Raw genomic sequence first — 25,613 nt, forward strand, 5'->3', positions numbered from 1 at the left:
TGGAATCTGCAAAAAAAGACGAAAAAAACGCCGGGGCTCTCGTCTGCCTTCCGACTCGCCGCAAACCCGGTAATGGTGCAGGCTGCGCGATAAAAGATGGCAATGTGCAACTAGCCAGGGACACTGCCGTTGGTCAGCGAAATTGATCAAAAAATGAACGGATGCGGTTTTTTCGTTCAGAATGCGCAGCAGGTGGCACGGGCTCTGATCCTCACCTGACCCCAGAAGCGGAAGTTAAACCTCATATGCGCCAAGTGCGGATGAGGTTTTTTATTACCTGAAAATGGAATAATCGAATGACTAAAAGTTCATTCGCCAAACTCGCTTTTATCTTGGCCGCGTAGTGCCACAAGATAATCCAATTGAAACGGCTGAATCATAACTTTCGTCAGCAACGGCAAACTCTAATCAAGCCGTCCTGAAAGTCAGATTGATTCACTGTTTGAACAAAGAGGTAGTCATGGAACTCAGTATTCTTACTTCACCAGTCGGGGAATATTTACGCCTGGGCGTTGTATATTTTCATCTTATCGCGTGCTGTGTGGCAATCGGGCTGGTTTTGACCAGTGACATTGCAATGGTCAAGCAACTCCTGAAGGGAGATGCATCGGGTCATCATGATGACGCGCACATGGACAGTCTTCAAAAAACCGTATCGCTTGCACTTGTCTGGCTCTGGATTACGGGCGTTGCCATTGTCGGGATCGATTATGCAGGCAAGGGGATGGAGTATTTCCTCAATCCAAAATTGCAAGCCAAAATCGGCATAGTCGTGCTGTTGACCATTAACGGCTTCGTGTTGCATCGCGCTGTATTGCCGGCGCTGAAAAAAGCCGGTTCGTTACTGAAACTCTCCTTCAGCCTGCGCATGCTGGCGCTGTTCTCGGGGGCGTTCTCTGGCGTGTCGTGGTTCTATGCCGCCATGCTGGGTGTTGGTCGTCCGCTGGCCTGGAAGTACTCGCTGGTGGAGTTGCTGGCAGCCTATCCGGTGCTCATCGTCGGCGGTTTCGCAATGATGGTACTGCTCACCGTCTGGGCAAAAAACAAAGACGCCGAAGCGCGCCTGGAGCAAGGCACCTGGACTCCAGGAAACGCCGCCCTGGCTGGCTGGTGAATCCAGGTTGAACAAGGACGTTCAGCGCTAGCCCATGAATTCTGCTTTAACTGTTAAAAAATCTCACTTGAGGATACCCAAATGAAATCCATGAAAGTTCTCTTCGTAGTCGCCGCTCTGACCGCTTCTTCTCTGGCGATGGCCACCGGTGGCGGTGATCGGACCGTCGCACGCATGGAGTCGGCCCGGACAGTCTCGATGAAAGCCTTCCAGGTTGCCCAGAAACAGAAGGCTGAAGCCGCTGTCACTCAAAGCAAGACCAAGGCAGCCGATCGCACCAACAGCTGATCTGTTGTGTCGAGTCCAGAGTCCAAGCAGCCCGTCTCCACGGGCTGCTTCGTTTACAGGCCGTCGTGGCACGCGTTATCAGCTTTCATCTCCAATAAATTGCTTCATCGGTAAACGCCCCTCGCGCCAATTCAACGTTGCGTCTCTACGATCCTGAGCCAAGGCCAGCGAACCTGATAACTGTTCGCCTTCTGGTCGAACAAGTCTGGTCTCGGATTCTTTGGATTGATTCTAAGTAGCCCTTGCTCAGTATCGGCCAGGCCGTTGGGTGCATAGACCTCGCCCGTTTCAATATCCAGACCCATGCAGGTACCGGCAATCAGGTAGCGGTCGATCCCGTCTCTGGCCGACTGCAGCTGAGGATAATCCCCGCCAAACCGCTGGCTGTACCACAGGTGAACGCGAGCCTGATTCTTGAACTCAACGTTCACATCGAGGTGGTCGAACAGATGCCGAGCGGATTGGATGACCTCATTCTCGGCTTCCCACGACAGATCATCATCGAAGTAAAAGACGTCGTAATCCTTCACTCCCCACGCTGGCGGTCGCTGTGACTGATGATTCCACACGGCCTGGAACAGGCAACCGGCGGTGAGCATGCACTGGTTCAAACCGAGCTTGGGCAAGCGATCGGCAAGTTCTGCGTTTACTGGATTGGTCATTGCGATCCTGACCAGGCTTTCGACAGTCAATGTCATCATCCCTTCTCAATCGATCAAGTCCTGGCGACCGACAATACCGCCAACGCTTTACAAATACGCGAAATACACCGCCCTTTTTTTCTCACCCTCGGCCAATCTGGCGCGAATCATGCCTCATTCAACGGCATGAAGTCGGTAGCGACTATGTGGATGACACTTTTGAAGTGAGCCGCCTCAGTGCCTGCCCCGATAATCGATAGCTTACTGACGAACGGTCGAGGTCAAGCATGACGAGCGCAACGATGGAACAAGTCAGCCCAAGAACGCTGAGAAGAGTGATTGTGGCTGCCGGCATCGGCAATTTCGTCGAGTGGTTCGACTTCGCCGTCTACGGCTTTCTGGCCACGACCATCGCCCAGCAATTTTTCCCCAGTGGCGATGCCAGTGCCGCGCTGCTCAAGACCTTTGCGGTATTCGCCGTGGCCTTTGCGTTTCGGCCCCTTGGCGGGATTTTCTTCGGCATGCTGGGCGACAGGATCGGCCGCAAGCGAACCCTGGCGATGACCATTCTGCTGATGGCCGGGGCGACGACCTTGATCGGTCTGCTGCCCACATATGCGGCGATCGGAGTCATGGCGCCGATTCTTCTGTCCCTGATCCGTTGCGCCCAGGGCTTTTCCGCCGGGGGTGAATACGCCGGTGCCTGTGCCTACCTGATGGAGCATGCACCGAGTGATAAACGTGCCTGGTACGGCAGCTTCATTCCGGTGTCGACATTTTCCGCCTTCGCCGCGGCAGCCGTGGTGGCCTACGCACTCGAGGCGTCATTGTCGGCCGAAGCAATGGGCAGTTGGGGCTGGCGCCTGCCGTTCCTGATTGCCGCGCCCCTGGGCCTGGTGGGTCTTTACCTGCGCTGGAAGCTCGATGAGACTCCGGCATTCCAGGCAGTGACCGAGGAACATGCAGTCGCACACTCCCCCCTCAAGGAAACCTTGCGCAACCATGGTGCGGCTATCTGTTGTCTGGGCGCTTTTGTGTCACTCACGGCACTGTCGTTTTATATGTTCACCACCTATTTCGCGACTTACTTGCAAGTCGCTGGTGGCCTGAGTCGCGCCACAGCGTTGCTGGTGTCGCTGATTGCATTGCTGTTCGCTGCAGCGATCTGCCCGCTGGCCGGGCTGTATTCGGACCGGGTCGGGCGTCGGGTTACGGTGATGACGACTTGCGCGCTGTTGATTGTGGTCGTGTACCCATCGTTCCTGATGGCCAGCTCCGGCTCGTTCGCAGCGTCCATCGTCGGCGTCATGCTCCTGGCGATTGGCGCGGTGTTGTGTGGTGTGGTGACGGCGGCCCTGCTCTCGGAAACCTTCCCTACCCGTACTCGCTACACTGCCTCGGCGATCACCTACAACATGGCGTACACCCTTTTCGGCGGCACCGCTCCGCTGGTGGCGACGTGGCTGATCAGCACGACCGGCAGCAACTTGTCGCCAGCGTTCTACCTGATCGCGGTTGCATTGCTCGCGCTGGCGGGTGGGCTGGCATTGCCGGAGACTTCGAGGATTTCCCTGCATGACGTTGCGTCGCAAGAAAAAGCCGAAGGAGTGAGTGCATCCGCCTGAAACACCAAACAAGCCTGTCCTGAGCTATTTCGCCATGGTCTTCGCGGATTGATGCTGCTCATCTGTAGGAGCGAGCCTGCTCGCGAAGGTCGTCAACGATAACGCGTGTTCACTGGATAAACACGGCGCTCTTGAGTCCATCGCTGGCAAGCCAGCTCCTACACTGTAGGAGCCAGCTTGCTCGCGAAGGTCGTCAACGATAACGCGTGCTCACTGGCTAAACACGGCGCTCTTGAGTCCATCGTCGGAACGCCGCCCGGAGCAAGCTCGCTCCTACAGTAGCATTACGTCCGCGGACGGCCCGTTGCCAACGATTCCACTAAGGCAACGCATACACCCTGAACAGTTTTTTCACGGTAGCGTTGGTTCCGCCCAGGTACTGGTCGTAGGCCTTTTCTATAAAGCCCGAGTGATAGGCTTCACTCAGGGCCATATCGACCAGCAGGCGGAAGTCTTCGTCGTTGCGCTCCACGATCATCGCCACCGGCGAGTACTCGAAGATGCGGTCCAGGAGCATCAGGTTCTTTGCCGCGCCCTCCTTGGTGACTTCGTTGCGCAGCAGCATGCGTTCGGAGAAGAAGGCATCGGCCTTGCCCTCGGCGACAAGCTTGACGCCCTCGTCGTTGTTGTCCACGGTCACCAGCGAAGCGATCACGTTGAGCAGGCGCATCTGCTCGCGAATCCAGTCTTCGGTCACGCCCCCCTCCAGGGTCGCGTAGGTTTGGTTGGCCAGACCATTGTTGATGCTGGCACGCCAGGTCGGACCGGTATTGGCGACCTTGCCATTGAGTACATTGAGCAGCGATTCGCGAGCATCGTTGCGCACCACGACCGAGAGGCCGGCGGTGTAGATCGGTATGGAGTAACTGATCATCTTGCGCCGTTCCAGGGTGGGCGGTGTCGGCGTGCAGAGGATATCGACTTTACCCTGGCTCACGGCGTTGACCTCGTCCGAAATCTTGACGGGCTGGTAGCGCACTTGCAGGTCGGGCAGTCCCAGTTCGCTCTTGAGCTTGTCGGCGACTTTCAGGCACAGGTCGATGGCATAACCGCTGGCTTTGTCGCCTTCCTGCTTGCTGAAAGGGGCCAGGTCCGGCAAGTAGCCCAGGGTAAAGGTGTGGCTGCTGCGCACGCGTTCAAGGGTGTTGGCGCCGGCCACGAGCGGCAGCGTCGAGAGTGCGAGGGCAAGCAGCAGTCTGGTGGTTGTGGCAAATGGTACGTTCATGTCCGGTTTCCCCGTATGCAGATGTCTGTGCAGTCCTGGTGGCCACGCCTAAAGATTGCCGGCCCTGGCCTGGTTGGCGGGTGGCGCTTCGGTGAAGCGCTTGGCGAGGAATCCATAGAGCAGGTAGCCGACGGCGAGCACCAGGGTGCCGCCCATCACAGCGTCCTTGCCGCAGGCATACAAGGCGTACAGGGCGTACGTTATTGCAATCAGCAGGACCACTACGTTACGCGAGTGTATGGCCGACGAGACCCCGGCCTTGTGCATGATCACCAGCAGGCCGGTCATTGCCGTTATATAAGGGATCAGGTTGGTGACCGCTGCCAGGCTGACCAGCTTGCTGAACTGTGCGGCGGCGTCGGGCGAGATGGTCGACAGGGCCAAGACGGTCTGCAGCACACCGCAAACGATCATGCCGACGACGGGCGCATTCATCGAGTTGACCTTGCTGAACAGCTTGAGGAACAGGTTCTGGTCAGCCGTCATCTTGGCGGTTTGCGCCAGGGTAAATTGCCAGCCCAGCAGCGAGCCGACACAGGCCATGACCGCCAGCGCCATGACGATATTGCCCACCATCGGGCTGAACATCGTGGCGTAGACCAATGCGAAGGGCGCCGAGGATTTGGCCAGTTCGTCATTGGGAATGATGCCCTGGATGACGGTGGTCGACAGCACATAGACCACGGCGGCACCCAGGGTGCCGAACAGGCAGGCCAACGGCACGTTGCGCTTGGGGTCTTCCACGGCATCGGTGGCCTGGGCCGCCGATTCCATGCCGAGGAAGGCCCACAGGGTCAGGGGAATCGCCTTGCTGATGGCTTCGGAGATCGGCAGGCTGTTGGGGTTCCAGGCGGCGGCCAGCACATCGGGCTTGAACCAGAACCAGCCGATGATGCTCAGGCCTGCTACCGGAATGATCACACCCCACACCGTGAGCGCGCCGATCTTGCCGGTGATGCCCGGTCCTCCGAAGTTGGCGAAGGTGGTCAGCCAGATCAGTGCGATCGTGCCGACGCACAGTGGAATCGCCCCCGTGCCCAGCCAGGGCACGAAGGCCGTCATGTAGCCCACCGCCGAAATGGCCACGGCCACGTTGGCGATGGCCAGGGACAGGAAGTACAGGTACGAGCAGAGGAAAAAACCCGACTTTGCATGGGCCTCTTCGGTGTAGGCGGACAAGCCGCCGGAGCGTGAACAGAAGACGCCACACTGGGCAAAGCAGTAGGCGATGGCCATCGAACCAATCGCCGTGAAAATCCACGATAACAAAGAGACGGCACCCAACTGCGCCATGTTGGTGGGCAACATGATGATGCCCGAGCCCATCATGTTGACCGTTACCAACGTCGTGAGCCCCATCAGGCCCATTTTCTTGCTTGAATCAGCCATCGCAAACTCCTTGCCCTGTTCAGAGAGTTAACCCCTGGGCCCGCTGACCTGACACCTGCCACCGAGTACGAGGGTGATCCTTACTGCTTGATCACATAGCCATACGCCCGCGTGCGACCGCCTTCATGCTGCAGATAAACGCCTTGCAGTTCCGGTGTGAAGCCGGGCAAGCGGTTGATGCCCTCCTCCAGCGCCAGGAAGTACTTGAGCACCGCGCCACCCCAGATCTCCCCGGGCACCACGCACAAGACGCCCGGCGGGTAAGGCAGTGCGCCCTCGGCCGCAATGCGACCGTCCGCGTCCGCCAGCGCCACCAGTTCGACGTTGCCGCGGATGTACTCGATTTGCGCTTGCTGCGGGTTCATGGCCTTTTTCGGGAAGTGCTCCTTGCGGAACATGTCCTTCTGCAACTGCTGCACGTTGTGGCTGCGATACAGGTCGTGCATTTCCTGGCAGAGCCTGCGGATGGTGTAGTCGCGGTAGCGTTCTTCGTACTGCGTATAGATCGCTGGCAGCACCCGGCTCATCGGCGCGTCATCCTGAACGAAGCGTTCGAAGCGGGCGATCTGTGCCGCCAGGTGACTCATCTTTGCCCAGTCTTCGGCCGGGGTGAGCAGGAACAGAATGGAGTTGAGGTCGCATTTTTCCGGAACGATGCCGTTCTCGCGCAGGAAGTTGGCCAGGATGCCGGCGTGAATGCCGAAGTCGGTGTAGCTGCCGTCCACCGGGTCGATGCCCGGCGTGGTGAATAGCAGTTTGCAGGGATCGATGAAGTACTGCTTGTCGGCGTAGCCGGGAAAGGCATGCCAGCGATCTTTCGGATGGAACTCAAAGAAACGGATATCGCTGGCGATAGCGTCGGTCGAATGATCCTGCCATGGGCGCCCGTCGATGGTATCCGGCACGAATGGGCGGACCAGGGTGCAGGCTTCGATGATCAGCTTGCGCGCATTGATGCCGAACTTCACGCAGTCGTCCCACAGGCGCAGACCACTGCGGCCTGAGTGGATTCGGGCGTTGACATCCAGCGAGGCGAACAGCGGGTAGAACGGGCTGGTGGACGCCTGGGCCATGAAGGCGTTGTTGAGCCGGTGATGGTTGCAGTAGCGGGCCTGGCCTTTGATGTGGCGGTCTTTCTTGTGGATTTGCGAGGCCTGGGAGAAACCGGCCTGCTGTTTGTGCACCGATTGCGTGACGAAGATGCCCGGATCGTTCTCGTCCAGATCGAGCAACATGGGCGAGCAATCCTTCATCATCGGAATGAACTGTTCGTAACCGACCCACGCCGAGTCGAACAGGATGTAGTCACACAGTTTGCCGATGCGGTCGACCACTTGCCGGGCGTTGTAAATGGTACCGTCATAGGTGCCCAGTTGAATGATCGCCAGGCGAAACGGCCGTGGCAGTTGCGCCTTGTCCGGGGCGACTTCGGCGATCAGTTGGCGCAGGTAGTCTTCTTCGAAACAGTGGGCGTCGATGCCGCCGATGAAGCCATAAGGGTTGCGCGCGGTTTCCAGGTAGACCGGCGTGGCACCGGCCTGCAGCAAGGCACCCTGGTGGTTGGACTTGTGGTTGTTGCGGTCGAACAGCACCAGGTCGCCGGGGGTCAACAGGGCGTTGGTCACCACCTTGTTCGACGCCGAGGTGCCGTTGAGCACGAAGTAGGTCTTGTCGGCGTTGAACACTTGCGCGGCGTGTTTCTGCGCCAGCAGCGCCGGGCCCTCGTGGATCAGCAGGTCGCCGAGCTTGACGTCGGCGTTGCACATGTCGGCGCGAAACAGCGTCTCGCCGAAGAAGTCGAAAAACTGCCGCCCGGCCGGGTGCTTGCGAAAGAACTGGCCGCCCTGGTGACCGGGGCAGGCGAAGGTCGCGTTGGCCGATTCGGTGTAATGCTTGAGCGCATCGAAGAACGGCGGCAGCAGGCTTTCTTCATAGGCTTTGGCCGCTGTCTCCAGTTGATTGCCGTAGTACTCGGCATTATTGCTGGACAGGTCGAACACACCATTGACCTGCAAAATCACATCCTGCAGTTGTTTGTAGACCTCCAGGGAGCGATTGCTGCGGCCCTGAGAGGCCACCAGGAAGATCGGGATGTCGAAGCCGGTACGCTTGATGGCATCCAGCGCCCCTGCTGCCAAATCATCTTTCGAGAGTACGGCGACGGCGACATCGGTAAAGTCAGTCTGATCGAGCCGGACGACTTCACGGGCATTACGAAAGCAATCTCGTACCGCATCGCTGGCAGCGACTTTCAAGGCGTTCATAACCAGAATCTCTCGGTCTGTTTGACGTTGAAGTTCCTGGGACGACCAACTTCAGAGGCATCATGTCCCGGGGTCAGGAGCGATTGCCCTATTGGGTATAGTTCATTTTTACTATTTGTTACTTCCTGCCGATTTTTTAAGTTGAATTAATCCAAAGGCATTGATCCTCAGCAATCACGCACAGCGCTCGACTGTGAATGAAGCACCCCATCAGTTGCATTCAACCTTTGGGGTGCGGCTCATCCAGCCATCAGGTGCGCCCTGCGGAACCTGTGACGGGCAGGTTCCCGAGCAATTTGAGCCCGGTACTCTTCACGAACGTCTCATAGTCCATCGGCTTCTCGATTCGGGTTTCAGCATTAGGCAGCACGTAGGCCCAGGCACGTTTGGACGATGCGTCGTACACCAGCTTGAACAGTCGGGTCGGCACCCACACCTGGTTGTCGCCGACGGTGGAGTGGCCAGGGTCAAACAGCGGGCCGGTAAAGACAAACACGTTGCCATCAGCGCGCTTGGCAAATTTCCTGACATCAGACTCGATCTTGCTCCAGATCTTGCGGTTGTTGGTCGGGTCTTGCGGCACCATGTTCGACAGCGCAAAGGATTGGGCCATTGCATTGGGGTTCGGTGCATCGGCGGCCGGGGATTGGTGACCACGGTCCACGGCCGGATGCTGGCTGCGGTAGTCGCTCAACTCCGCGCGTCCACCCTTGGGAATACGTGGGTCCGGGTAGAACTGGTTGGTGCGCTCCTCCCCTTTGGCATCCTGCAGCTGGGCCGCATTCAGGCGTTCGACTACTACCAGCGGGGTCTTGCTGGTTTGCGAGTACAGCACCGCGAAGTTGTCGGAACACAGCGCCAGAGGTTTCATGGTTGCAGGCACAGTGGCCGTGTTGATCGGTTTCGCTGACGGGAACAGATCTGCGCAGCCGTCGAACGATGCCTGTTTCTGTTTGCTTGAGTAGAGGTCCAGGGCCGCGTTCTGGCTGATCGAACCCGAGCGGGACGTTTGTTCATGATGCGCGGTGGACGGCTTGAGAATGTCCAGCAGACTGCGGGCTTGCGCCCCGGTCGAGAGCAAAACAAGGGCCGACAGCCCAACTGCAATTTTGCGTAGGTACATGGGTTAAATCTTCGAAAGGAATTGAGGGGTAAATGTACGGCGGGTCCCGATTCACGGAACCGGGTGGAGGGCGTTGCTGATTATGTGGCGGCGAGCATGCTTTCACTGTCCTTGATCAAGTTACCGATGCGGGGCCGGTCGGTTCCGGGCAGCTCGACCGCGGAGGGTCGTGCGGGGGGTATGGACCATGACAAGATACGTTAGTGCCGGACGGCGGTTGGATTCTATTGACCAGTGCTTGTCGAAGATACGGACCGGATGACATATCCAGTACCGCTCGATACCCTTTCGATCCCGAGTGCCTGACAGCAATTCAGGCCAGACTCACTCCATCCAGACGAACCAAAAATGAAATCCTCCGCAGGTTTGCTGTTGTCGGGTATCGAGCTGGACCGTGCCAGCTCCATTCCCTTGTACCGCCAACTGTACTTGCAGATTCGCAAACAGATTCTCGGTGGCAGGATTCAGGGCGGCGTACGTCTGCCGTCCACCCGCACCCTGAGCAAAGAACTGCAGCTGTCGCGAATCAGCATTCTCAATGCGTTCGATCAACTGATTGCCGAAGGTTTTCTGACGTCGCGCACCGGGGCCGGGACTTACGTCGGCCATGAATGGGAAGGCCGTGGTACTGATGACGCAGAACATCAGCCCCAACCGCCTCGCCTGTCCGATCTGAGCCAGTCCATGCTGTCATTGCGCAGCGATCATTTCCGCGGCGTTTCCTATGCGGACTGGGCGACCGGGAGCCCGACTTCGTTCCTGCCCAGCCACAGCGCTTACGATGCGTTCCCGCAATCAGTCTGGAAACGGCTGATGAACCGCCACCTGCACAAGCCGACCAAGGCCATGCTCGGTTATGGCGAGCTGCAAGGTTTGCTGGCCCTGCGCGAGGCGATTGCCGAATACGTCTTCGATGCCCGGGGCATCGACTGCACTGCCGGGCAGGTGGTCATCGTTTCCGGCGCCCAGCAAGCCTTCAACCTGCTGGGCATGCTGTTGCTCAATCCGCAGGACAGCTTCTGGATGGAAGATCCGGGGCATATCGCAGCGCGAATTGCGCTCCAGGCCCAGGGTGGTCTGGTGGTCCCGTTGCGTATCGACGAGCAGGGGATCGATGTCCGGCAAGGTATGGCGTTGTGTCCTGACGCTCGCCTGGTGTTTACCACACCTTCTCGTCAGCATCCCTTGGGCATCACCATGAGTTATGCGCGGCGCCAGGAGCTCATCGACTGGGCTGCGCGCAATCAAAGCTGGATCATCGAGGACGACTGCGACAGTGAGTTTCGCTACAACGGCCGCCCCCTGCCGGCACTCTATGCCATGGACCAATGGGCCCGGGTCATCTACGCCGGAACGTTCAGCAAAGTGCTCTTCCCCTCGCTACGACTGGGTTACGTGATACTGCCGAACGCCCTGATCGAACCCTTCTGCACCCTACGGGCGGTCATGGATCGCAGCCCACCCACGCTGCTACAGGCCGTCACGGCGGACTTCATGCGCGAAGGCCACTTCCTCGGTCATATTCGTCGAATGCGTGCGCTGTACCAGGCTCGCCAGCAAGCACTGGTCGAACAACTGCAGCAACGGCTGGGCACTTTCTTCAGGATCACGCCTGTTGAAGCCGGCATGCACCTGATCGCCTGGTTACCTGCGCATCTTGACGACGACGCCATCGCCAGGGAACTCGGCCAGCATGGCATTCATACCTATCCCCTGAGTGACTACTGCCTTGAGCATGTCTTGCCACCGGCGCTACTGATCGGCTTTGCCAGCACCCCCGAGGATCAGGCCCAAGCGCGGGTCGAAGCGCTTGCCCAGGCCTTGAGCGACATGGGCCATCTGCAGCAGGCCACTTGACGCAAGGCAAGTGGTCTTATGATTTAACTGATAATGGATCTATCGAGAGTTCCTGACTGGCGCGATAAAGGCTGCGCCGGTAGACCCGGCGTCTGAACCAGGAACGACGCGAATGAACAATAAGATCCAGGAACGATTCAACGCCTTGCTCAGCCATAAGGCTGCCCGGGCCGGGGCTCCCCCCGTACTGACTGAGGCACTGGCCCGCCAGTTGCTCGACCGACTGGGGCAACTGCGCCTGTTTGCCCATGCCTACCCCTTGCTGACCAACCTGACCCACGGCCGCGTGACACCTGCTGACCTGCTGGACTTCGCCTATCGCCACGAGCTGCAGGGGCTGAGCCTGCACTTGCTCGACGGTGAGGAAAACAGCCTCAGTCAAATGACCGCCGCACAGCTTCAGGCGTTTGCAGACAAGGCCAAAACACTCGGGCTGGACGTGCATCTGGAAATCAGCAGCACCTTGAAAAAAGATGTCGATCAAGTGATCGCCATTGCCAAGGCGCTGGGCACCCGCAACATCCGTGTTTACTCACGCTACGAAGGGGCGCTGTCGCGGGTCATGGACCTGATCGAGTCGGACCTGCACTACCTCGCGCAGCAGGCAGACGAGCACGACCTGTTCTTCGACTTCGAGCAGCATGAAGAACTCAAGAGCGGCGAGATCGCGCAACTGTTGAGCCGCCTGAACCACCCTCGCCTGCACGCCCTGTTCGACTTCGGCAACATGATCAATGCCTGTGAACAGCCCCTTGCTGCGCTGCGTAACCTGGCGCCGCACATACGCCAGACCCACCTCAAGGGTGTGCGCATCGTCCCCGAGCAAAACGGCTTCGGGCATTACGGCGTGCTGCAAGGCTGTGACGAAGACGACCTGCCCAGCGCACGCATGTTGTTCGAACTGCTGATGCTCGGCGAATCAGCTCCGCAAGTGATCGCCTTCATTCTCGAGCAGGAAAACCACTACGTCGCCCCGGCGTTCCGCCAACTCGACGAAGCCGCCGACCCGTTCATTGCGTACCGGGAAATGAGTGAAACAGCGCTGCCGGAAGGCTTCTCGCTGGAACGGATGCTGGCCGATGAACACCGTTGGGCCAACAACCAGGTGGCCTATGTACGAGGTCTGCTGGCCGAGTTCCGAACCCTGGCCGAGTTGACCCTGGCCCATTGCGCTGACGCCTGAACCTGACGTGCCGACCGGCACTGCTTACCCAAATACGCCTGGAGAACAATAATGACATCCCAAGACAAGGCCAAATGGCTCAGATTCCTGATTCTCATCCTCGGTGGCGGCACCATCTACAAGCTGGCGAATCTCAAAGACGCCTTCTACATCCCCATGCAGGAATTCATGGGGCTGTCCCACACTGAAATCGGCGTGCTGCTGAGCGCCAACGCCATCATCGCCACCGCGCTGTTCGTGGTGGGCGGCATGCTCGCCGACCGCTACGACACGCGCAAGCTGATCCCCCTTGGCCTGATCGGTACCGGCAGCCTCGGGCTCTACCTGGCGACCTTTCCGCCCTTCAGCAATCTGCTGGTTGTGTTCTGCCTGCTGGCCGTGTGTGCCGACTGCCTCTTTTGGCCTTCGCTGCTCAAAGCCATCCGCAACCTGGGCGACGATAAGGAACAGGGGCGCCTGTTCGGCCTTCTCGAAGGCGGACGTGGCGTCATCGATACCCTGGTCGCCTTCTCTGCGCTGGGCGTCTTCGTCGCCATGGGCTCCGGTGAAAACGGTCTGAAGTCGGCGATCCTCTTCTACTCGGTCATCGACATTCTTGCCGGTACCCTGACCTGGCTACTGCTCAAGAGCGGCAAAACCCAGTCGACCGTCAAGTCGAAGAACGGGTTGTCGAACCTGCTCGAGGCCATCAAGGTGCCGGGCATCTGGCTGGTCAGCCTTAACGTGTTCATGGTCTACATCGTGTACTGCGGCCTGACCTATTTCATTCCCTACCTCAAGGAAATGTACGAACTGCCCGTGGCTCTGGTGGGCGCCTACGGCATCATCAACCAGTACTTCCTCAAAATCCTGGGCGGCCCTGCCGGTGGCTTCATTGCCGACAAACAGTTCAAGAGTTCCAGCCGCTATCTGAAGTGGGCATTCCTGGCGTTGTTGCCGCTTATGGGCGTGATCATGCTCATCCCGAAAAGCCCGGATTACATCTACGCAGGCATGGCGGCCACCCTCTCCTTCGCGCTGATTGTCTTTTCCATGCGCGGCGTGTTCTGGGCACCCATGGGTGAAGTCGGCATTCCCCAGCACATCACCGGTTCAGCCTTTGGCATTGGTTGCCTGATCGGCTATGCACCGGGCATGTTTGCCTACGTCATCTATGGCGCAATCCTTGACCACTTCCCGGGGCAGCAAGGCTACAACTACGTGTTCTCGTTGATGAGCGTATTGGCCATTATCGGGTTCATGGTCTCCAGCCTGCTGTATCAAGCGGTCCGCAAGAATTCCACGGTCACCGGCAAGGTCAGCGCCGCGCAAGCCTGAACATAGGTCGGGTGTGCGCATCGCAACACATCGCCGTGCGGCGGTAACCGAAGCCTCTCGGTTACCGCCGCACGGGCGTCACCATCAAGCAGCACTGACGATGCTCTTGCTGAGCATCGTGGTGTGTAGTCCATCGGTGAAGCTGTCGGATCGCTATACAGTGAACTACTGTCAGTCATGGGCGTGGCGCTCACAGCCAATCTCCAGATATCCGTTGAGTTGCAGGGTTTCCAACCGACTTATCACGATGATCAGGGAACCAGGTCGATGGCAAAAGATGCAAAAGCCGAATCGGAAAACGCGACTTTTATCGCGCAGGAGGCTGAGGCGCTGGTCGAGCCGCCCCCTGTTGGCGATGTGTCTCGCAATGGAATCTGGCGCACCCGGATCAGGGTCAAGGCGCGCAATCTGAGTCGCTCGACCCAGTTTGTCATTGCCGCTGCGGTGATCCTGGGACTGACCATGTTCTTCGTCGGCAAACTGGTGAGCGCACGAATAGAAAGTGCCGCGGTACATAGCGCAGCAGAAGCAGGCGCTCAGTACATGGATACGTTTCTGGAGCCCTATGTGCAGGAGATGAGCCGGGACAACAAACTCTCGGCGGCAAGTGTCCAGTCCCTGGACCACCTCACCGAAAGTCGTTCGCTCAAACATCACATTGTCTCGATCAAGATCTGGCGGGCGGATGGCACGGTGGTCTACAGCACGAATAAAGCCATCACCAACCACACATTCCCACTGGATGAGATCACCGAGGCACTCAAGGGCAAAGTAGTCACCGACCTTGAAGGGCTGAACGAGGATGAGAACGAGTTCGAGCGCAACCTCAACGTGCCGCTCTATGAGATCTACGCGCCCCTGCGGGATTCAAGCACCAGGAAAGTCATCGCGGTGGGCGAATTTTATGAAAAGGCCGGTAGTCTCAAGCGCGAGATCAATCGCGTCCGAGAGCAGGTATGGGTGGTCGTAGGCGCCGCGACCCTGGCAATGCTGACGCTGCTTTTCTTCATCGTGCGACGCGGTGACAAGATCATCCAGCGCCAACAAGTGGCACTGCGCTTACGGCTGCAGGAGCAAACCCGTCTGCACAGCAGCAATGCGGAACTGCAGCGCAAGATGGCGACGGCTACCCAGGAATTTTCCCATGTCAACGAACTCACCTTGAGGCGCATTGGTGCAGACCTGCACGATGGGCCGGCGCAGCTATTGACCTTGATTCTGATCCGGCTCGACGACCTGGCCGAAAACTGTTCCGTTGTCGATCAGGAGTCGCTGGAAACCATTCGAGGCGCCGCCACCGACGCATTGCGTGAGGTCCGCGATTTATCGCGAGGTCTGGCACTTCCGGAAATCAATGAATTGAGCCTGGTGGAAGAGTTGCAACTGGTGGCGCAACGGCACGAGCAACGCACTGGCACCAAGGTCACATTAACCCTGGGACTGCTACCGGAGGCCGCGTCACTGCCGCTCAAACTCTGTTTGTACCGTTTTGTGCAAGAAGCCCTCAACAACGCTTACCTGCATGCCAACGGCGAGGGTCAGGTCATCGAGGCGCACTACAGTGATGAACTATTGAACATCAGCGTCAGGGACAGTGGTCCAGGCATGGCGGCAGACGCCATGCTGCAAGGGGCACCCGGCAGAACCCGATTGGGGCTCGCCGGTTTGCGTTATCGCATTGAATCTCTGGGCGGGTTGTTCAGCATCGACTCTGGCGTCTCTGGTACGTCGGTCAATGCACAGTTCAAACTCTAGGCATCCATTTGTGTTTTTGCTACGCCGGTGTGAAGTCGCCCGACAGCTTCGCGCTCCCTGTAATGCCGTAGAGCCGTGACCGCTTCAACACGATTTCGGGCGTGCAGTTTCTGCATCACGCAGCCCATGTGGTGCTTGACGGTTTTTTCGCTGATCATCAGCTTTGTCGCAACCTCCCTATTGGTCAGCCCCTTTGAAACTTCACGAATGACCTCCTCCTCGCGATGGGTCAGATCAATCGTGTGAATTTGCGCTTCGTGCTTCTTGTCGTTACTCAGCAGTTTGTTGGCGAACTCGGGGGTGATATACGTCTCCCCCCTGGCAACCGATCTGATCGCCAGGACCAGTTCCGGTCCGCTGACTCCTTTCAACACATACCCGCGCGCGCCGGCCTCCAGTGCCAGAAATGCATCATCTTCGGCTTCCGAAACCGTCAGCATCAGCACCTTCACATTCGGCAGTTGAGTGGAAATGAACCGCACCGCGGCGAACACATCGCCCGGCATATTGACGTCCATCAACATCACATCCGGACGGATCTTGCGGGCAATATCCATGGCATCCTGCGCAGTGGCGCCCTGCTCCACGACCTGAAGATCCGCCCGTTTTCTCAACGTATTGGCAACACCCTCACGCAACATCGGATGATCGTCGGCAATGCCGATGCGAATGGTTGGATTCATGGCGCGCTCCCGAAACGATCAGCACTCGTACACTTATTGATTAATAGCAGGGAACCGGGGACACCGCCGGTCACCAGTCGCACGCCCCGGACGCCTGGCATTCGGAAATCAGACTTAAGTCGGACCCAATTCGATCGTCAACAAGCATTCACTATGACAGGACTCTGATTTTCAGACGCCAACCCATTGTTTTAAAACGCCATTAAAAACGTCAATAAACAGCCATGCTCATAAAACCCGGCGCCATCTTTCATCCGACCAACAGTCGCTCTCTTATACTCTGCACCAGACAAAACCAGGAACAACGTCAAAAGCGACGAACTTCTAACGTAGCGCGTAATCCTCCGGGGATGCGGTTCTCCAGTTTGATCTGCCCACCAAAGCGATCGGCAATGGTCTTGACGATGGTCAGCCCCAACCCCGCACCCTGATCATTTGCGCTGCTGTAGAAACGCTCGAAAAGCCGATCGCGATCCTGTTCATCGATGCCTGGCCCTTCATCCTCGACAGACAGTTCGTAGCTATTCTCCTTTTCCACCAGCCTTACAGTGATCACTCCATGCCGGGGGGAAAAATTCGCCGCATTGGTCACCAGGTTGTTCAAGGCAATATCAATCGCGGCTGGGTCGACTCTGGCAAGACTGATGTCGTCGCTGACATCAAAAACCAGTTCAAGCCCCTTGCTCAGCAACCAGGGCGTCAACTGAACCAGGCTGTCGCGAACGGTGCTGGCCAGATCAATAGGCGCAGGCGGTTCAGTCCCTGCCGTAGGCTCAATACGAGCCATCGTCAGCAATTGGTTAACCAGTCGGCCGGTACGGTCCACGCCGGCAATCAAGAATTCGAGCGATGCGCGACGATCCTCTTCACTCCCCGCGTCCATCAGGTTTTGCGCGTGAATCCTGAGCACGGCCAGAGGTGTACGCATTTCGTGGGCGGCGTCCGCGATAAAGCGTCGCTCGCGCCCCATGACTTCCTGGATTTGCGCGAGCATGCGATTGAGGGCTGCCTGCATGGGCTCGAGCTCGGTGGGTAGCGGCGTCAATTGCAAGGGCGCAAGTGAGCCGGGATGCCGGGCCCGCAGCGTTGCAGCCATGTTGACCAGAGGTTTCAATCCCCAGCCGATGGCCAGCCAGATCATGGCGGCCAGCAATAAACTCCCCAGAATATTGGGCCACAGCGTGTGGCGCACGATCCGGTCCACCAAGTCCGTTCGCACGTCGTCCCGTTCCCCCACCCAGATGCGCAGGTTGTTCTGCTTGTCTTCAAGCAGGAAGGCGCGCCAATGCCGGTTGTTCATATCAACTACGTCGCTGAAGCCTGGTGTGACCGCAGGTGTGCTGAAGGACGGAGAACTGGCCGTATGTACCAGCACTTCGTTCCTGGCGTTCCAGACCTGAAACGCAATCTTGGTTTCATACGAATGCCCGTCGGCCCTGGGCGTCGCCTCGTTCAGGGCCTGGTTGAAAGCCTTGTACAGATCCCCATGGTCCTTGCTCACCATGGGCATGCGCATGACGCCTTGCAGCAGGCGAGCGTTCTGGGCCAGTTGGGCATCATAGACTTCGGCGATTTCGTGGTTGCTGTCGTGCAGATTGAACACACTGATCACAGCCACGCCGGCGAGCATCAGGCCGATGATCAGGGTCAGGGTGCGACGCCGGATCGAGGTCATCGACGCTCCTCCACCAGGTAGCCGATACCACGGACGGTGCGGATCAGATCGGTGGAAAATTTCTTGCGCAGGTGATGGATGTGCACCTCCAGGGTGTTGCTTTCGGCCTCCTCGTTCCAGCCGTACAGCAACTGCATCAGATGATCGCGAGTCATTACCCGGCCAGGCGGCGAGAGCAGCTCGTGGAGCAACTGATATTCCTTGGGTGTCAGCGCCACCGGCTCGCCTTTGTAGCTGACTTGCTGGGTGCCGGGGTTGAGGCTGATACCGGCGTGCTCGATCAGCGATTGTCCACGCCCGGCACTGCGCCGCAGCAACGCACGTATGCGCGCCTTCAGTTCTGCCAGGTCGAAAGGCTTGATCAGGTAGTCATCGGCTCCGGCATCCAGACCGGCGATGCGGTCTTCGGTGGCATCGCGCGCGGTCAGGATCAACACCGGCAGATTGGAACCTCTGTCACGCAAACGCCTGAGCACTGCGAGACCGTCCATGCGTGGCAGGCCAAGGTCGAGCACCGCCAGATCGAAGATTTCACTGAGCAGCGAGTGCAAGGCGCTGTTGCCGTCCTGCAACCAGTCGACGGTATAACCTTCACGGCTGAGGGCCTGATGAATGCCCTCGCCGAGCGCCACGTCATCCTCTATGAGTAATAAGCGCACAGGGTCTCCTGTCAGCCGTAATGCTGTTCAGTGAAGCGAATGTGGTCCTCTTCCTCTGTAGGAGCGAGCTTGCTCGCGATGGACTCAAGAGCGCCGCGTTTAGCCAGTAAATACGCATTATCGTTAACGACCATCGCGAGCAAGCTCGCTCCTACAATTTCCAGCATTATCCTGTCAGCCGAGTTTCTTGTTCACGTCCACCAACAGTGTTTCGATCTCCTTGCGGCGCCCGGCGTCAGCGCTCTCGCGGCCAGGTCGAGGCGCAGCCAGCAAGGCTTTTTGCAGCGCCGCCCTGGCGTCGACATAACGCTTGTGACGGTAGAGGTGATCACCCCAGAAGTACAGGCTGTCGATACCGTTGGGGTTCATTTGCAATGCCAGCTTGAGCAACTGTTCGGCCTTGTCCGAGTCGCCGAAACCGATGGGCCAACCCGGTACGCGGTCATAGAGTGCACCCAGACTGGTATAGGCTGAGCCTTGCAGGGCCTTGGGGTCCAGGGCCAGGGCTTTTTCCAGGTCGGCCTTGGCGTCCTTGACCTTGCTCAGCGCACCAAACCCTCCCTGGAAGCCCGCCCAGCTACTGGTGACAATACCAGACCAGATCCAGGCCTCAGCCACCGTTTGGCGTTCCTGTTTGAAGCTCGAAGCCTGGGCGGCCAGTTTTTCAAAAGCCGCGGTTCGTTGTCCCTCGGGCAACTCGTACTGAATATGCGCCCAGCTTTGCTGGATACCGTTGAGGCGCTGCTGGTCGGCAGCATCCAGCGCCCACACAGTCTGGCTCAATGCGCCAAGCAGCAGGCAAGCGATGATCTTGTTCATGGTTCGAGATTTTCCTGGTCGGGTTTCTGGCTCAGGCGGCGGATCAGTGGCAATTGTTTGCGCAAACCACGGTCCACCAGATGGGGCAGGAGGCTGTTCAGGCGTACAAAAAAACGCTCAGGCCAGCCCAGGTACAAGTCGCGACGGTCACCGGCAATGGCGTGAATCACCGCGGCCGCCACGGTTTGCGGATCGTCGACATTGGCTTTGAGCGCATCGTTCAGCGCCTGGGCTGCCGGGCTGTTCATGCCGGTACGGGTCGCTCGCGGGGCGACGTAAAGCACACTGACCCGGGTGTCCGCCAGCTCCCGGCGCAAGGCTTCGGAGAACCCGCGCAGGGCGAACTTGGTGGCGCAGTAACTGGCGTAGCCGGGGTAGCCGATGGAGCCATAGGTCGAACCGACGTTCACCACCATGGCACTGTCGGCTTGCTTGAGCAGTGGCAACATCAGTTTTGTCAGGCACATCGGCGCGCCGATGTTCACCGCGAGCATCGAATTGATCTCACTGTCGTCCAACTGTTCGAGCATGGCGAAATGGTTGACGCCGGCGGCATTGATCAGCAGGTTGATGTCGCCGATGCCCTGGGCCTGCGCCAGCACCTGGCGGCGGTCGGAGAGTAACGTCAGGTCTGCACGGATCCAACTCAGGTTACGGGGATAGAGTTCCAGCAGCGGCGCCAACGGTTCCCGATGCCGAGCCACGGCCAGCACTCGGGCACCACTGGCGCACAGTGCGGTGGCGATGGCCAGGCCGATGCCGCCGCTGGCACCGGTCAACACGACGCGAGCTTCAGACAGGCGCATGCAGGTTCTCCCCGTTACGCGGCAAGCCACGAAACATATCGGTGTAGAGCCGGTACACCACTTTGGCGGCGTGAATGACGGCGGCCTGGTCGCCCGGGTCTTCAAGACTGTTCATCAGTCGACGGTAGGTCTGCATATGTTCGATATCCAGTGAGCCGTGGGAGCTGAGGTAGCTGAAGGCGCTTTCCGGCAACTCCAGACGCTGGCGAATGCTGTCGGCGGCGTGGGTGGCCAGGGCGATGCTCGTGCCTTCGAGTACGTTGACCATGCCGAACAGTCCCACCGGATTGTCCCTGGCAATCAGGTCGTAGAGGAAGCTGACCATCAACTCGATCGGCAATGACGGACGCCCGTCGCGTACAGCGACTCTGTCACCGCCGCAGGCTTCAATGTCATTGAGTACCCATTGTTCGTGGCCGTATTCGTCCTCGATGTATTCACATACCGCTTCGCGCAGCCACTCCAGACGTAATGGCAGGCGCGCACCGCAGGCCATCATCAACGGCACGGTATGGCGCACGTGGTAGTAGGCCTGTGCCAGAAAGGCCCGATAACTTTCCAGGCTGACGTCGCCCTGCAGCGCATCACGGATGATCGGCAAGTTGAACAACTCAATGCGTTCTTGCTCGGTGGCTTGTTGCAGCGTGTCAAAAAAACTCATGATACGGATTCCTCGGGAAATGCAGATTCGGTCAATTGCTCCCGGTAGCGCTCGACGATGGCATCACGACGGGGCCGGCCATTGGCGGTGAGCAAGCCGTTGGCAGGAGTGAAGGGTTGGGCGAGCCGGCTCCAGTGGCGGACCTGGGCGTATTCGGGCAAAGCCTCGTTGGCCTGGGCCACGGCGGCGGCCAGTTGTTCGTCGGTACAGTCCGGGCGATGCGGCCAGAGCAACGCATGGTTGTGAGGCATCGCCTCGCCATAGACGAAGGCCTGGGCGATATGGCCGCGCTGGGTCAATTCGGCCTCCACCCACTCGGGATTCACGTTACGCCCGAAACTGGTGACGAACTGATGTTTCTTGCGTCCCTTGAGGTACAGAAAACCCTCGGCATCGAACTCGCCGAGATCGCCGCTGGGCCACCACTGGGCGGTGTGCGGCGCCTCTCCCAGATAGCCCAGCAAGGTCGAGCCCCTGATCAGCACTTCGCCGTCGTCCGCCAGGCGAATCTCCACATGGGGCAGCGGCCGTCCAACACTGCCGGGGCGCGATGCTTGCGGGCGATTGAGGCACACCACCGACGCGCACTCGGACAGCCCGTAACCTTCATAGACGGGTATGCGCACCCTTTGAGCGCGGTGCAGGAGATCTTCGCTGACCCGGGCACCGCCCACGGCGGCAAAACGCAGGTGCTGTGGGTCAAAGGCCTTCTGCTCGGCAGCACTGACCAGCATCAGCAACAACTGCGGCACCAGAATCAGGCTCTGGGGCGATCGGCTGGCCAGGCATCCCGACAGTTTCGGCACATCCACACCGCTGGCGCCTTGAATCCCCAGGGTTTTCTGGCTCGGCAGGCTCAAGGTAGCGCCGGCATACAGCGCGGCGTAACAGCCGATGTTCTCCAGCAAAATGGCCAGCGGCAGCAGCGCCAAATGGTGATTCGCGGCGGTGGGTTTGCTGGCCAGGTCCAGCTCGCGAGCGACCCGCAGAATACTGTCGGCACTCAAGCACACGCCCTTGGGTGTCCCGGTGGTACCCGAGGTGAAGGTCAACTTGGCAGTGCCGTCAGGCATCCGGTTCGGGCCACTGAAGGTGCGGTGCCAGAACTCGCCGCACTGCTGATACCCGGCCGCTTGCAGCTCGTCGTGCAGTTGCGGCTCGGTAATGACATGTTCGGCCTGGCTCTGCTCCAGGCAATGCTTGCGTTGCGCCGGACTGAAAAAAGGCGGCAAGGCCACGCAGGTCAAACCCTCGAACAACGCAGCCAGATCCCACAGCATGGCTTCGACACCATTGTCCAGCGCCAGTGCGACCACCCTGACCCGTTCATCGCGCAGGCGCTGCTGGCGATAAATGACCTCGGCATACAGCGTGGCGTAATCCAGCTTCAGATGATCGCCCCACAACGCAATGTCGTTGGTTTTTTGCTCGGCGTGATTACGCAGGGTCTGTTTGAAGTGCTCCATTTCAGGCGACATGGCAGGCCCCCTCGATGGAGGTTGGCAAGCCCAGGCGGCTGAACAGGCCTATGTTGCGCAAATGAATGAATCCGGAGCGGATATTGCCAACATGAACCCACGGCTTGCTTTCGTAGTAACTGCCCCAGGCGTGGCGGTCCTCGCCCAGACGCGCCGGGTCGGCAGCACACAGCGTCACGGGCTTCAAGCCAAGTCGGTGAAAGCTGTTGACCAGCCCCAGGTTCCCGGTGAAGGCGATCCATTCCAGCCCCCCCATGGCGAGCAGGTAGGTCATCGCGATGATGCTCATCCGTGCGCTGCCGGTGTCGCTGGCAGCCAGGTTGCCTACCTCGACAATGGCTGACCGGCCTACGGTCTGGTCGGCAACGGCACTGATCAGCGGATCGATCGCCTCGTCCAGGTAACGTTCCAGAAACAGCGGCCCGGTGCTCGCCAGACGTACCCCGACCACCGCACAAAGCGCGCCGGACGCATCGCTCATGCCAAACAGCTGCGGCATGAAATGGCGAATATCGGCACCGTGGGCCCTACGAAAACGTTGCTGGATAAAGTCTTCGAAGGCGCTCCGTTGCGCAGCGTCCGGCAAGGCCCTGACGAGATACATCTGCTGTGCTTCGGCCAGGCCAAAGTGCAGCGGCAACTGAACGTTCCAGTTGAAATCGGACATTGAAAACCTCTCCCCGGATCTAGTGGGGAGAAGTATCAAAGACATTTCTTAATGAAGTCTGAAGGTGACAAAACCATTGTCGCCCTGGCAGTCCGTCATGCCGATGTGCAACAGCGGTGCAGGCCGCCCCCCCGACTGGCTGGCCGCAGGTACTCATGCACACCCTGCCGGACGGCGCTGGAGTGCGACTTTGCGCCGGGCTACAACGTGTAGGAAATACCGACCTGCACCGTTCTTGGTGCCCCTGGAAAGGCGTAGACGTTGCCGAATGCGCCCTCCTCAAAATCTTCGTCCATCAGGTTCTTCACATCCAGGTTGAGCCTGATCCTGTCGTTGACCTTGTAGTAGCTCAGCAGGTCGACAACGGTGTAACTGCCCATCGAAAACGCCGTGTTGGCGGTCTGCCCTGCACGCTCATCGACGTACTTGAGCCCGGTGCCAAGTCCCAGTCCCTGGAGCGCGCCATCCTGGAACTCGTAGACGTTGAGCAGGCTGAAGCTGTTCTGCGGAATGTTCATCAGCCGGGTGCCGGACTGGATGACGTTGTCCTTGGTCACTTCGGCATCGACATAGGCGTAACCGCCAATCACCCGCCATTGCGGGGTCAGGTTGCCGGCGATGTTGAGGTCGAAACCACGGCTGCGCACCTCGCCTGCCGCCACACTGAACGTCGAGTCCACAGGATCGGTGGTGAGTACGTTACGCTTTTCGATCTGGTAGATCGCCGCGTCGACACTCAATTGACTGTCCAGCGCTTCCCACTTGATACCCAGCTCATAGGACTTGCCCTTTTCCGGTTCGAAACCACCGCCCTGGCGACTGGCACCGGTATTGGGCTTGAACGAGCGAGCCGTATTGGCATAGATCGCCACGGTGTCGGTGAGGTCATAGGTCACGCCAACGCGCGGGGTCACCGCATTGTCGCTGGCCTCCCAGCTTCTGCCGCCCGGCACGAAGGTTTCAAAGTCATGCTCGAAGCGCTCGAAACGGGCCCCGGCCAAAACTCTCAAACGCTCGGTCAAGGCCACCTGATCCTGGATGAACGCCGCGTAGGTCTTGAGGTTTTCCTTGTCGTTGGTCGGGGTACGGGTCAAGGCTGGACGCGGCTGGCCATACACCGGGTTGAAGATATCGATCGGGTAGGCACTCACCGCCCCGCTGGAGCGCTGGATAATCGCCTGGTAGTCGTAATCCTCGTACTCGATGCCGGTCAGCAGGGTGTGATCGAAACCGCCTGCGGTGAAATGTCCGGTGAGGTTGAGTTGGGTGTCCTTGTCCGTCCACTCCAGCTTGCGGTAGTTGAAGTTACGGCCCAGGGTGCGCCCGTCCGCGGCCACACCGTTGGCTTCGACCGCATTCCCCTTGAGGGTGCCGTCGAGCCATTGGAATCCGCCGCCCAACGTCCAGTTATCGCTCAGCAGATGCTCGAACCGCAGTTGCGCCATGTTGTTGTCGTTGTGCAATTTGCCAACGTCTTTTTCGCCGAAGAAGGTATCGCGCGAGGCCGTGCCGATCTGGTTTGGAAAGCGCGTCAGGCCGCGGTCGAGCGGGTGATTGTTGCGCATGAAGTCGCCTTCGAAAATCACCTTGGTGTCATCGCTGGCCTGCCAGGACAGCACCGGCGTCACGCCGTAGCGTTCGGTTTCGACATGATCGCGGAAGGTATCACCGCCCTCGCCCACCACGTTCAGGCGATAGGCCAGGCGCCCCTCTTCGTCCAGCGGGCCAGAGGCGTCCAGCGTGCCACGCTGCATGCCCTGGTCATCGAGTTGGCTACCCAGGGTCACCGTGGGCACGGCCAGGGGTTGTTTGGAGATGACGTTGAAAGTGCCACCCGGATCGCCTCGGCCATAGAGCATGGTCGCCGGTCCTCGCAGTACTTCCAGTCGCTCGATGGTGTTGGCATCGGGCATGTTCGGATAGCCACGGTTGATCGGGAACCCGTTGCGATAGAACTCCCCGGTGGTGAAGCCGCGCACGGTAAAGGTGGTCAGGCCCTGGCCGCCGAAATTGTTGGCCCGCCCCACCCCGCCGGCGTAATCGAGTGCATCCTGCAAACGGGTGGCACTGATGTCTTCGACGACATCCCGGGTGACCACACTGATGGACTGGGGCGTTTCGTGGATCGAAGTGTCGGTGCGCGTGGCGCTGGCCGAACGCGTCGCGCGATACCCGTCAACCGGCCCCAGGGCAGTTTCGAAGTCAGCTGTGCCAACGATGTCAGTCGCTTGCAACTCCAGACTGGATTTATCGGTAGTTGCTTGCTCCGCCCAAGAGGCAGCGGAGAATGCCTGAAGCACGCAGATAGACACCAGAGTACGACGCATCTAGGAAACCTTGTGAAAATAGCCAAATGGGGTGGCATACATGCCAACAAATCGCGG

General features: G+C 59.0%; 21 protein-coding genes. 7 read left to right on the plus strand and 14 right to left on the minus strand.

Annotation, left to right across the window (positions count from 1 at the left end):
- The first annotated feature begins 460 nt into the window (after positions 1-460).
- Positions 461-1,114, plus strand: coding sequence for a hypothetical protein (locus tag KGA83_RS15195; RefSeq protein WP_108215709.1), 654 nt, complete (start codon positions 461-463; stop codon positions 1,112-1,114).
- Positions 1,115-1,195: 81 nt separating this feature from the next.
- Complete coding sequence (locus KGA83_RS15200) at positions 1,196-1,402, plus strand: co-regulatory protein PtrA N-terminal domain-containing protein (RefSeq protein ID WP_108215710.1); 207 nt, start codon at positions 1,196-1,198, stop codon at positions 1,400-1,402.
- 131 nt (positions 1,403-1,533) lie between these two features.
- Here the strand turns inward: KGA83_RS15200 and KGA83_RS15205 are convergent, their stop codons facing one another.
- A complete protein-coding gene (locus KGA83_RS15205; protein ID WP_177413286.1) occupies positions 1,534-2,100 on the minus strand; it encodes a nucleotidyltransferase family protein in 567 nt (188 codons plus the stop codon).
- A 230-nt stretch (positions 2,101-2,330) separates the two neighbouring features.
- Here KGA83_RS15205 and KGA83_RS15210 point away from each other — a divergent pair, with 230 nt between their 5' ends.
- Positions 2,331-3,668 (plus strand): MFS transporter, encoded by a 1,338-nt coding sequence (locus tag KGA83_RS15210; RefSeq protein WP_108215711.1) that lies wholly within the window; start codon positions 2,331-2,333, stop codon positions 3,666-3,668.
- A gap of 319 nt (positions 3,669-3,987) precedes the next feature.
- Here the strand turns inward: KGA83_RS15210 and KGA83_RS15215 are convergent, their stop codons facing one another.
- The 4 genes from KGA83_RS15215 to KGA83_RS15230 form a co-directional block, all read right to left on the minus strand.
- On the minus strand, positions 3,988-4,893 hold the full coding sequence (locus KGA83_RS15215) for an amino acid ABC transporter substrate-binding protein (protein WP_223530070.1): 906 nt from the start codon (positions 4,891-4,893) through the stop codon (positions 3,988-3,990).
- A 48-nt stretch (positions 4,894-4,941) separates the two neighbouring features.
- On the minus strand, positions 4,942-6,282 hold the full coding sequence (potE, locus tag KGA83_RS15220) for a putrescine-ornithine antiporter (RefSeq protein ID WP_108215713.1): 1,341 nt from the start codon (positions 6,280-6,282) through the stop codon (positions 4,942-4,944).
- An 80-nt stretch (positions 6,283-6,362) separates the two neighbouring features.
- Positions 6,363-8,546: an ornithine decarboxylase SpeF gene (gene speF, locus KGA83_RS15225; RefSeq protein ID WP_223530071.1), complete on the minus strand. Its 2,184-nt coding sequence runs from the start codon at positions 8,544-8,546 to the stop codon at positions 6,363-6,365.
- A gap of 250 nt (positions 8,547-8,796) precedes the next feature.
- Positions 8,797-9,669 carry a DNA/RNA non-specific endonuclease gene (locus tag KGA83_RS15230; protein WP_223530072.1) on the minus strand — a complete coding sequence of 291 codons (873 nt, stop codon included), beginning with the start codon at positions 9,667-9,669 and terminating at the stop codon, positions 8,797-8,799.
- Positions 9,670-10,017: 348 nt separating this feature from the next.
- Between KGA83_RS15230 and KGA83_RS15235 the strand changes: the two genes are divergently transcribed.
- The 4 genes from KGA83_RS15235 to KGA83_RS15250 all read left to right on the plus strand — a co-directional run bounded on the left by KGA83_RS15235 (position 10,018) and on the right by KGA83_RS15250 (position 15,781).
- Positions 10,018-11,526 (plus strand): PLP-dependent aminotransferase family protein, encoded by a 1,509-nt coding sequence (locus KGA83_RS15235; RefSeq protein ID WP_223530073.1) that lies wholly within the window; start codon positions 10,018-10,020, stop codon positions 11,524-11,526.
- 112 nt (positions 11,527-11,638) lie between these two features.
- Positions 11,639-12,709, plus strand: coding sequence for a sugar phosphate isomerase/epimerase family protein (locus tag KGA83_RS15240; protein ID WP_223530074.1), 1,071 nt, complete (start codon positions 11,639-11,641; stop codon positions 12,707-12,709).
- 51 nt (positions 12,710-12,760) lie between these two features.
- Positions 12,761-14,026 (plus strand): MFS transporter, encoded by a 1,266-nt coding sequence (locus KGA83_RS15245; protein WP_108215719.1) that lies wholly within the window; start codon positions 12,761-12,763, stop codon positions 14,024-14,026.
- Between the two features lie 267 nt (positions 14,027-14,293).
- Positions 14,294-15,781 (plus strand): sensor histidine kinase, encoded by a 1,488-nt coding sequence (locus KGA83_RS15250; RefSeq protein WP_223530085.1) that lies wholly within the window; start codon positions 14,294-14,296, stop codon positions 15,779-15,781.
- Here the strand turns inward: KGA83_RS15250 and KGA83_RS15255 are convergent.
- The 9 genes from KGA83_RS15255 to KGA83_RS15295 all read right to left on the minus strand — a co-directional run bounded on the left by KGA83_RS15255 (position 15,778) and on the right by KGA83_RS15295 (position 25,556).
- Positions 15,778-16,464, minus strand: a complete 687-nt coding sequence (locus KGA83_RS15255) for a response regulator (RefSeq protein WP_223530075.1) — start codon at positions 16,462-16,464, stop codon at positions 15,778-15,780. The two genes, KGA83_RS15250 and KGA83_RS15255, sit on opposite strands and share 4 nt — an antisense overlap.
- Positions 16,465-16,771: 307 nt before the next feature.
- Positions 16,772-18,139 carry a sensor histidine kinase gene (locus KGA83_RS15260; protein WP_108215722.1) on the minus strand — a complete coding sequence of 456 codons (1,368 nt, stop codon included), beginning with the start codon at positions 18,137-18,139 and terminating at the stop codon, positions 16,772-16,774.
- Positions 18,136-18,798, minus strand: a complete 663-nt coding sequence (locus KGA83_RS15265; protein ID WP_223530076.1) for a response regulator — start codon at positions 18,796-18,798, stop codon at positions 18,136-18,138. The genes KGA83_RS15260 and KGA83_RS15265 overlap by 4 nt, the downstream gene beginning before the upstream one ends.
- A gap of 174 nt (positions 18,799-18,972) precedes the next feature.
- On the minus strand, positions 18,973-19,617 hold the full coding sequence (locus tag KGA83_RS15270; RefSeq protein ID WP_108215724.1) for a tetratricopeptide repeat protein: 645 nt from the start codon (positions 19,615-19,617) through the stop codon (positions 18,973-18,975).
- A complete protein-coding gene (locus KGA83_RS15275) occupies positions 19,614-20,423 on the minus strand; it encodes an SDR family oxidoreductase (protein WP_108215725.1) in 810 nt (269 codons plus the stop codon). Before KGA83_RS15275 ends, KGA83_RS15270 begins: the two co-directional genes overlap by 4 nt.
- Positions 20,410-21,084 carry a TenA family transcriptional regulator gene (locus KGA83_RS15280; protein WP_223530077.1) on the minus strand — a complete coding sequence of 225 codons (675 nt, stop codon included), beginning with the start codon at positions 21,082-21,084 and terminating at the stop codon, positions 20,410-20,412. Before KGA83_RS15280 ends, KGA83_RS15275 begins: the two co-directional genes overlap by 14 nt.
- Positions 21,081-22,562 (minus strand): AMP-binding protein, encoded by a 1,482-nt coding sequence (locus tag KGA83_RS15285; RefSeq protein WP_108215727.1) that lies wholly within the window; start codon positions 22,560-22,562, stop codon positions 21,081-21,083. The genes KGA83_RS15280 and KGA83_RS15285 overlap by 4 nt, the downstream gene beginning before the upstream one ends.
- Entirely contained in the window at positions 22,552-23,229 is a 678-nt protein-coding gene (locus tag KGA83_RS15290; RefSeq protein ID WP_223530078.1) for a thermostable hemolysin, read from the minus strand. The genes KGA83_RS15285 and KGA83_RS15290 overlap by 11 nt, the downstream gene beginning before the upstream one ends.
- A gap of 200 nt (positions 23,230-23,429) precedes the next feature.
- Positions 23,430-25,556: a TonB-dependent siderophore receptor gene (locus tag KGA83_RS15295; RefSeq protein WP_108215729.1), complete on the minus strand. Its 2,127-nt coding sequence runs from the start codon at positions 25,554-25,556 to the stop codon at positions 23,430-23,432.
- Positions 25,557-25,613: the final 57 nt, after the last annotated feature.

The organism is Pseudomonas sp. GL-R-19 (assembly GCF_019956375.1).
In the GTDB taxonomy this organism is placed as follows: Bacteria; Pseudomonadota; Gammaproteobacteria; order Pseudomonadales; family Pseudomonadaceae; genus Aquipseudomonas.

What these genes read in the sequence shown, in the direction of transcription:
- KGA83_RS15275 (WP_108215725.1), bottom strand. Translation starts at nt 20,423, where the DNA reads ATGCGCCTGTCTGAAGCTCGCGTCGTGTTGACCGGTGCCAGCGGCGGC.
- KGA83_RS15280 (WP_223530077.1), bottom strand. Translation starts at nt 21,084, where the DNA reads ATGAGTTTTTTTGACACGCTGCAACAAGCCACCGAGCAAGAACGCATT.
- KGA83_RS15295 (WP_108215729.1), bottom strand. Translation starts at nt 25,556, where the DNA reads ATGCGTCGTACTCTGGTGTCTATCTGCGTGCTTCAGGCATTCTCCGCT.
- potE (WP_108215713.1), bottom strand. Translation starts at nt 6,282, where the DNA reads ATGGCTGATTCAAGCAAGAAAATGGGCCTGATGGGGCTCACGACGTTG.
- KGA83_RS15260 (WP_108215722.1), bottom strand. Translation starts at nt 18,139, where the DNA reads ATGACCTCGATCCGGCGTCGCACCCTGACCCTGATCATCGGCCTGATG.
- KGA83_RS15255 (WP_223530075.1), bottom strand. Translation starts at nt 16,464, where the DNA reads ATGAATCCAACCATTCGCATCGGCATTGCCGACGATCATCCGATGTTG.
- KGA83_RS15200 (WP_108215710.1), top strand. Translation starts at nt 1,196, where the DNA reads ATGAAATCCATGAAAGTTCTCTTCGTAGTCGCCGCTCTGACCGCTTCT.
- KGA83_RS15250 (WP_223530085.1), top strand. Translation starts at nt 14,294, where the DNA reads ATGGCAAAAGATGCAAAAGCCGAATCGGAAAACGCGACTTTTATCGCG.
- KGA83_RS15285 (WP_108215727.1), bottom strand. Translation starts at nt 22,562, where the DNA reads ATGTCGCCTGAAATGGAGCACTTCAAACAGACCCTGCGTAATCACGCC.
- KGA83_RS15240 (WP_223530074.1), top strand. Translation starts at nt 11,639, where the DNA reads ATGAACAATAAGATCCAGGAACGATTCAACGCCTTGCTCAGCCATAAG.
- KGA83_RS15215 (WP_223530070.1), bottom strand. Translation starts at nt 4,893, where the DNA reads ATGAACGTACCATTTGCCACAACCACCAGACTGCTGCTTGCCCTCGCA.
- KGA83_RS15245 (WP_108215719.1), top strand. Translation starts at nt 12,761, where the DNA reads ATGACATCCCAAGACAAGGCCAAATGGCTCAGATTCCTGATTCTCATC.
- KGA83_RS15195 (WP_108215709.1), top strand. Translation starts at nt 461, where the DNA reads ATGGAACTCAGTATTCTTACTTCACCAGTCGGGGAATATTTACGCCTG.
- speF (WP_223530071.1), bottom strand. Translation starts at nt 8,546, where the DNA reads ATGAACGCCTTGAAAGTCGCTGCCAGCGATGCGGTACGAGATTGCTTT.
- KGA83_RS15235 (WP_223530073.1), top strand. Translation starts at nt 10,018, where the DNA reads ATGAAATCCTCCGCAGGTTTGCTGTTGTCGGGTATCGAGCTGGACCGT.
- KGA83_RS15290 (WP_223530078.1), bottom strand. Translation starts at nt 23,229, where the DNA reads ATGTCCGATTTCAACTGGAACGTTCAGTTGCCGCTGCACTTTGGCCTG.
- KGA83_RS15230 (WP_223530072.1), bottom strand. Translation starts at nt 9,669, where the DNA reads ATGTACCTACGCAAAATTGCAGTTGGGCTGTCGGCCCTTGTTTTGCTC.
- KGA83_RS15210 (WP_108215711.1), top strand. Translation starts at nt 2,331, where the DNA reads ATGACGAGCGCAACGATGGAACAAGTCAGCCCAAGAACGCTGAGAAGA.
- KGA83_RS15270 (WP_108215724.1), bottom strand. Translation starts at nt 19,617, where the DNA reads ATGAACAAGATCATCGCTTGCCTGCTGCTTGGCGCATTGAGCCAGACT.
- KGA83_RS15205 (WP_177413286.1), bottom strand. Translation starts at nt 2,100, where the DNA reads ATGACATTGACTGTCGAAAGCCTGGTCAGGATCGCAATGACCAATCCA.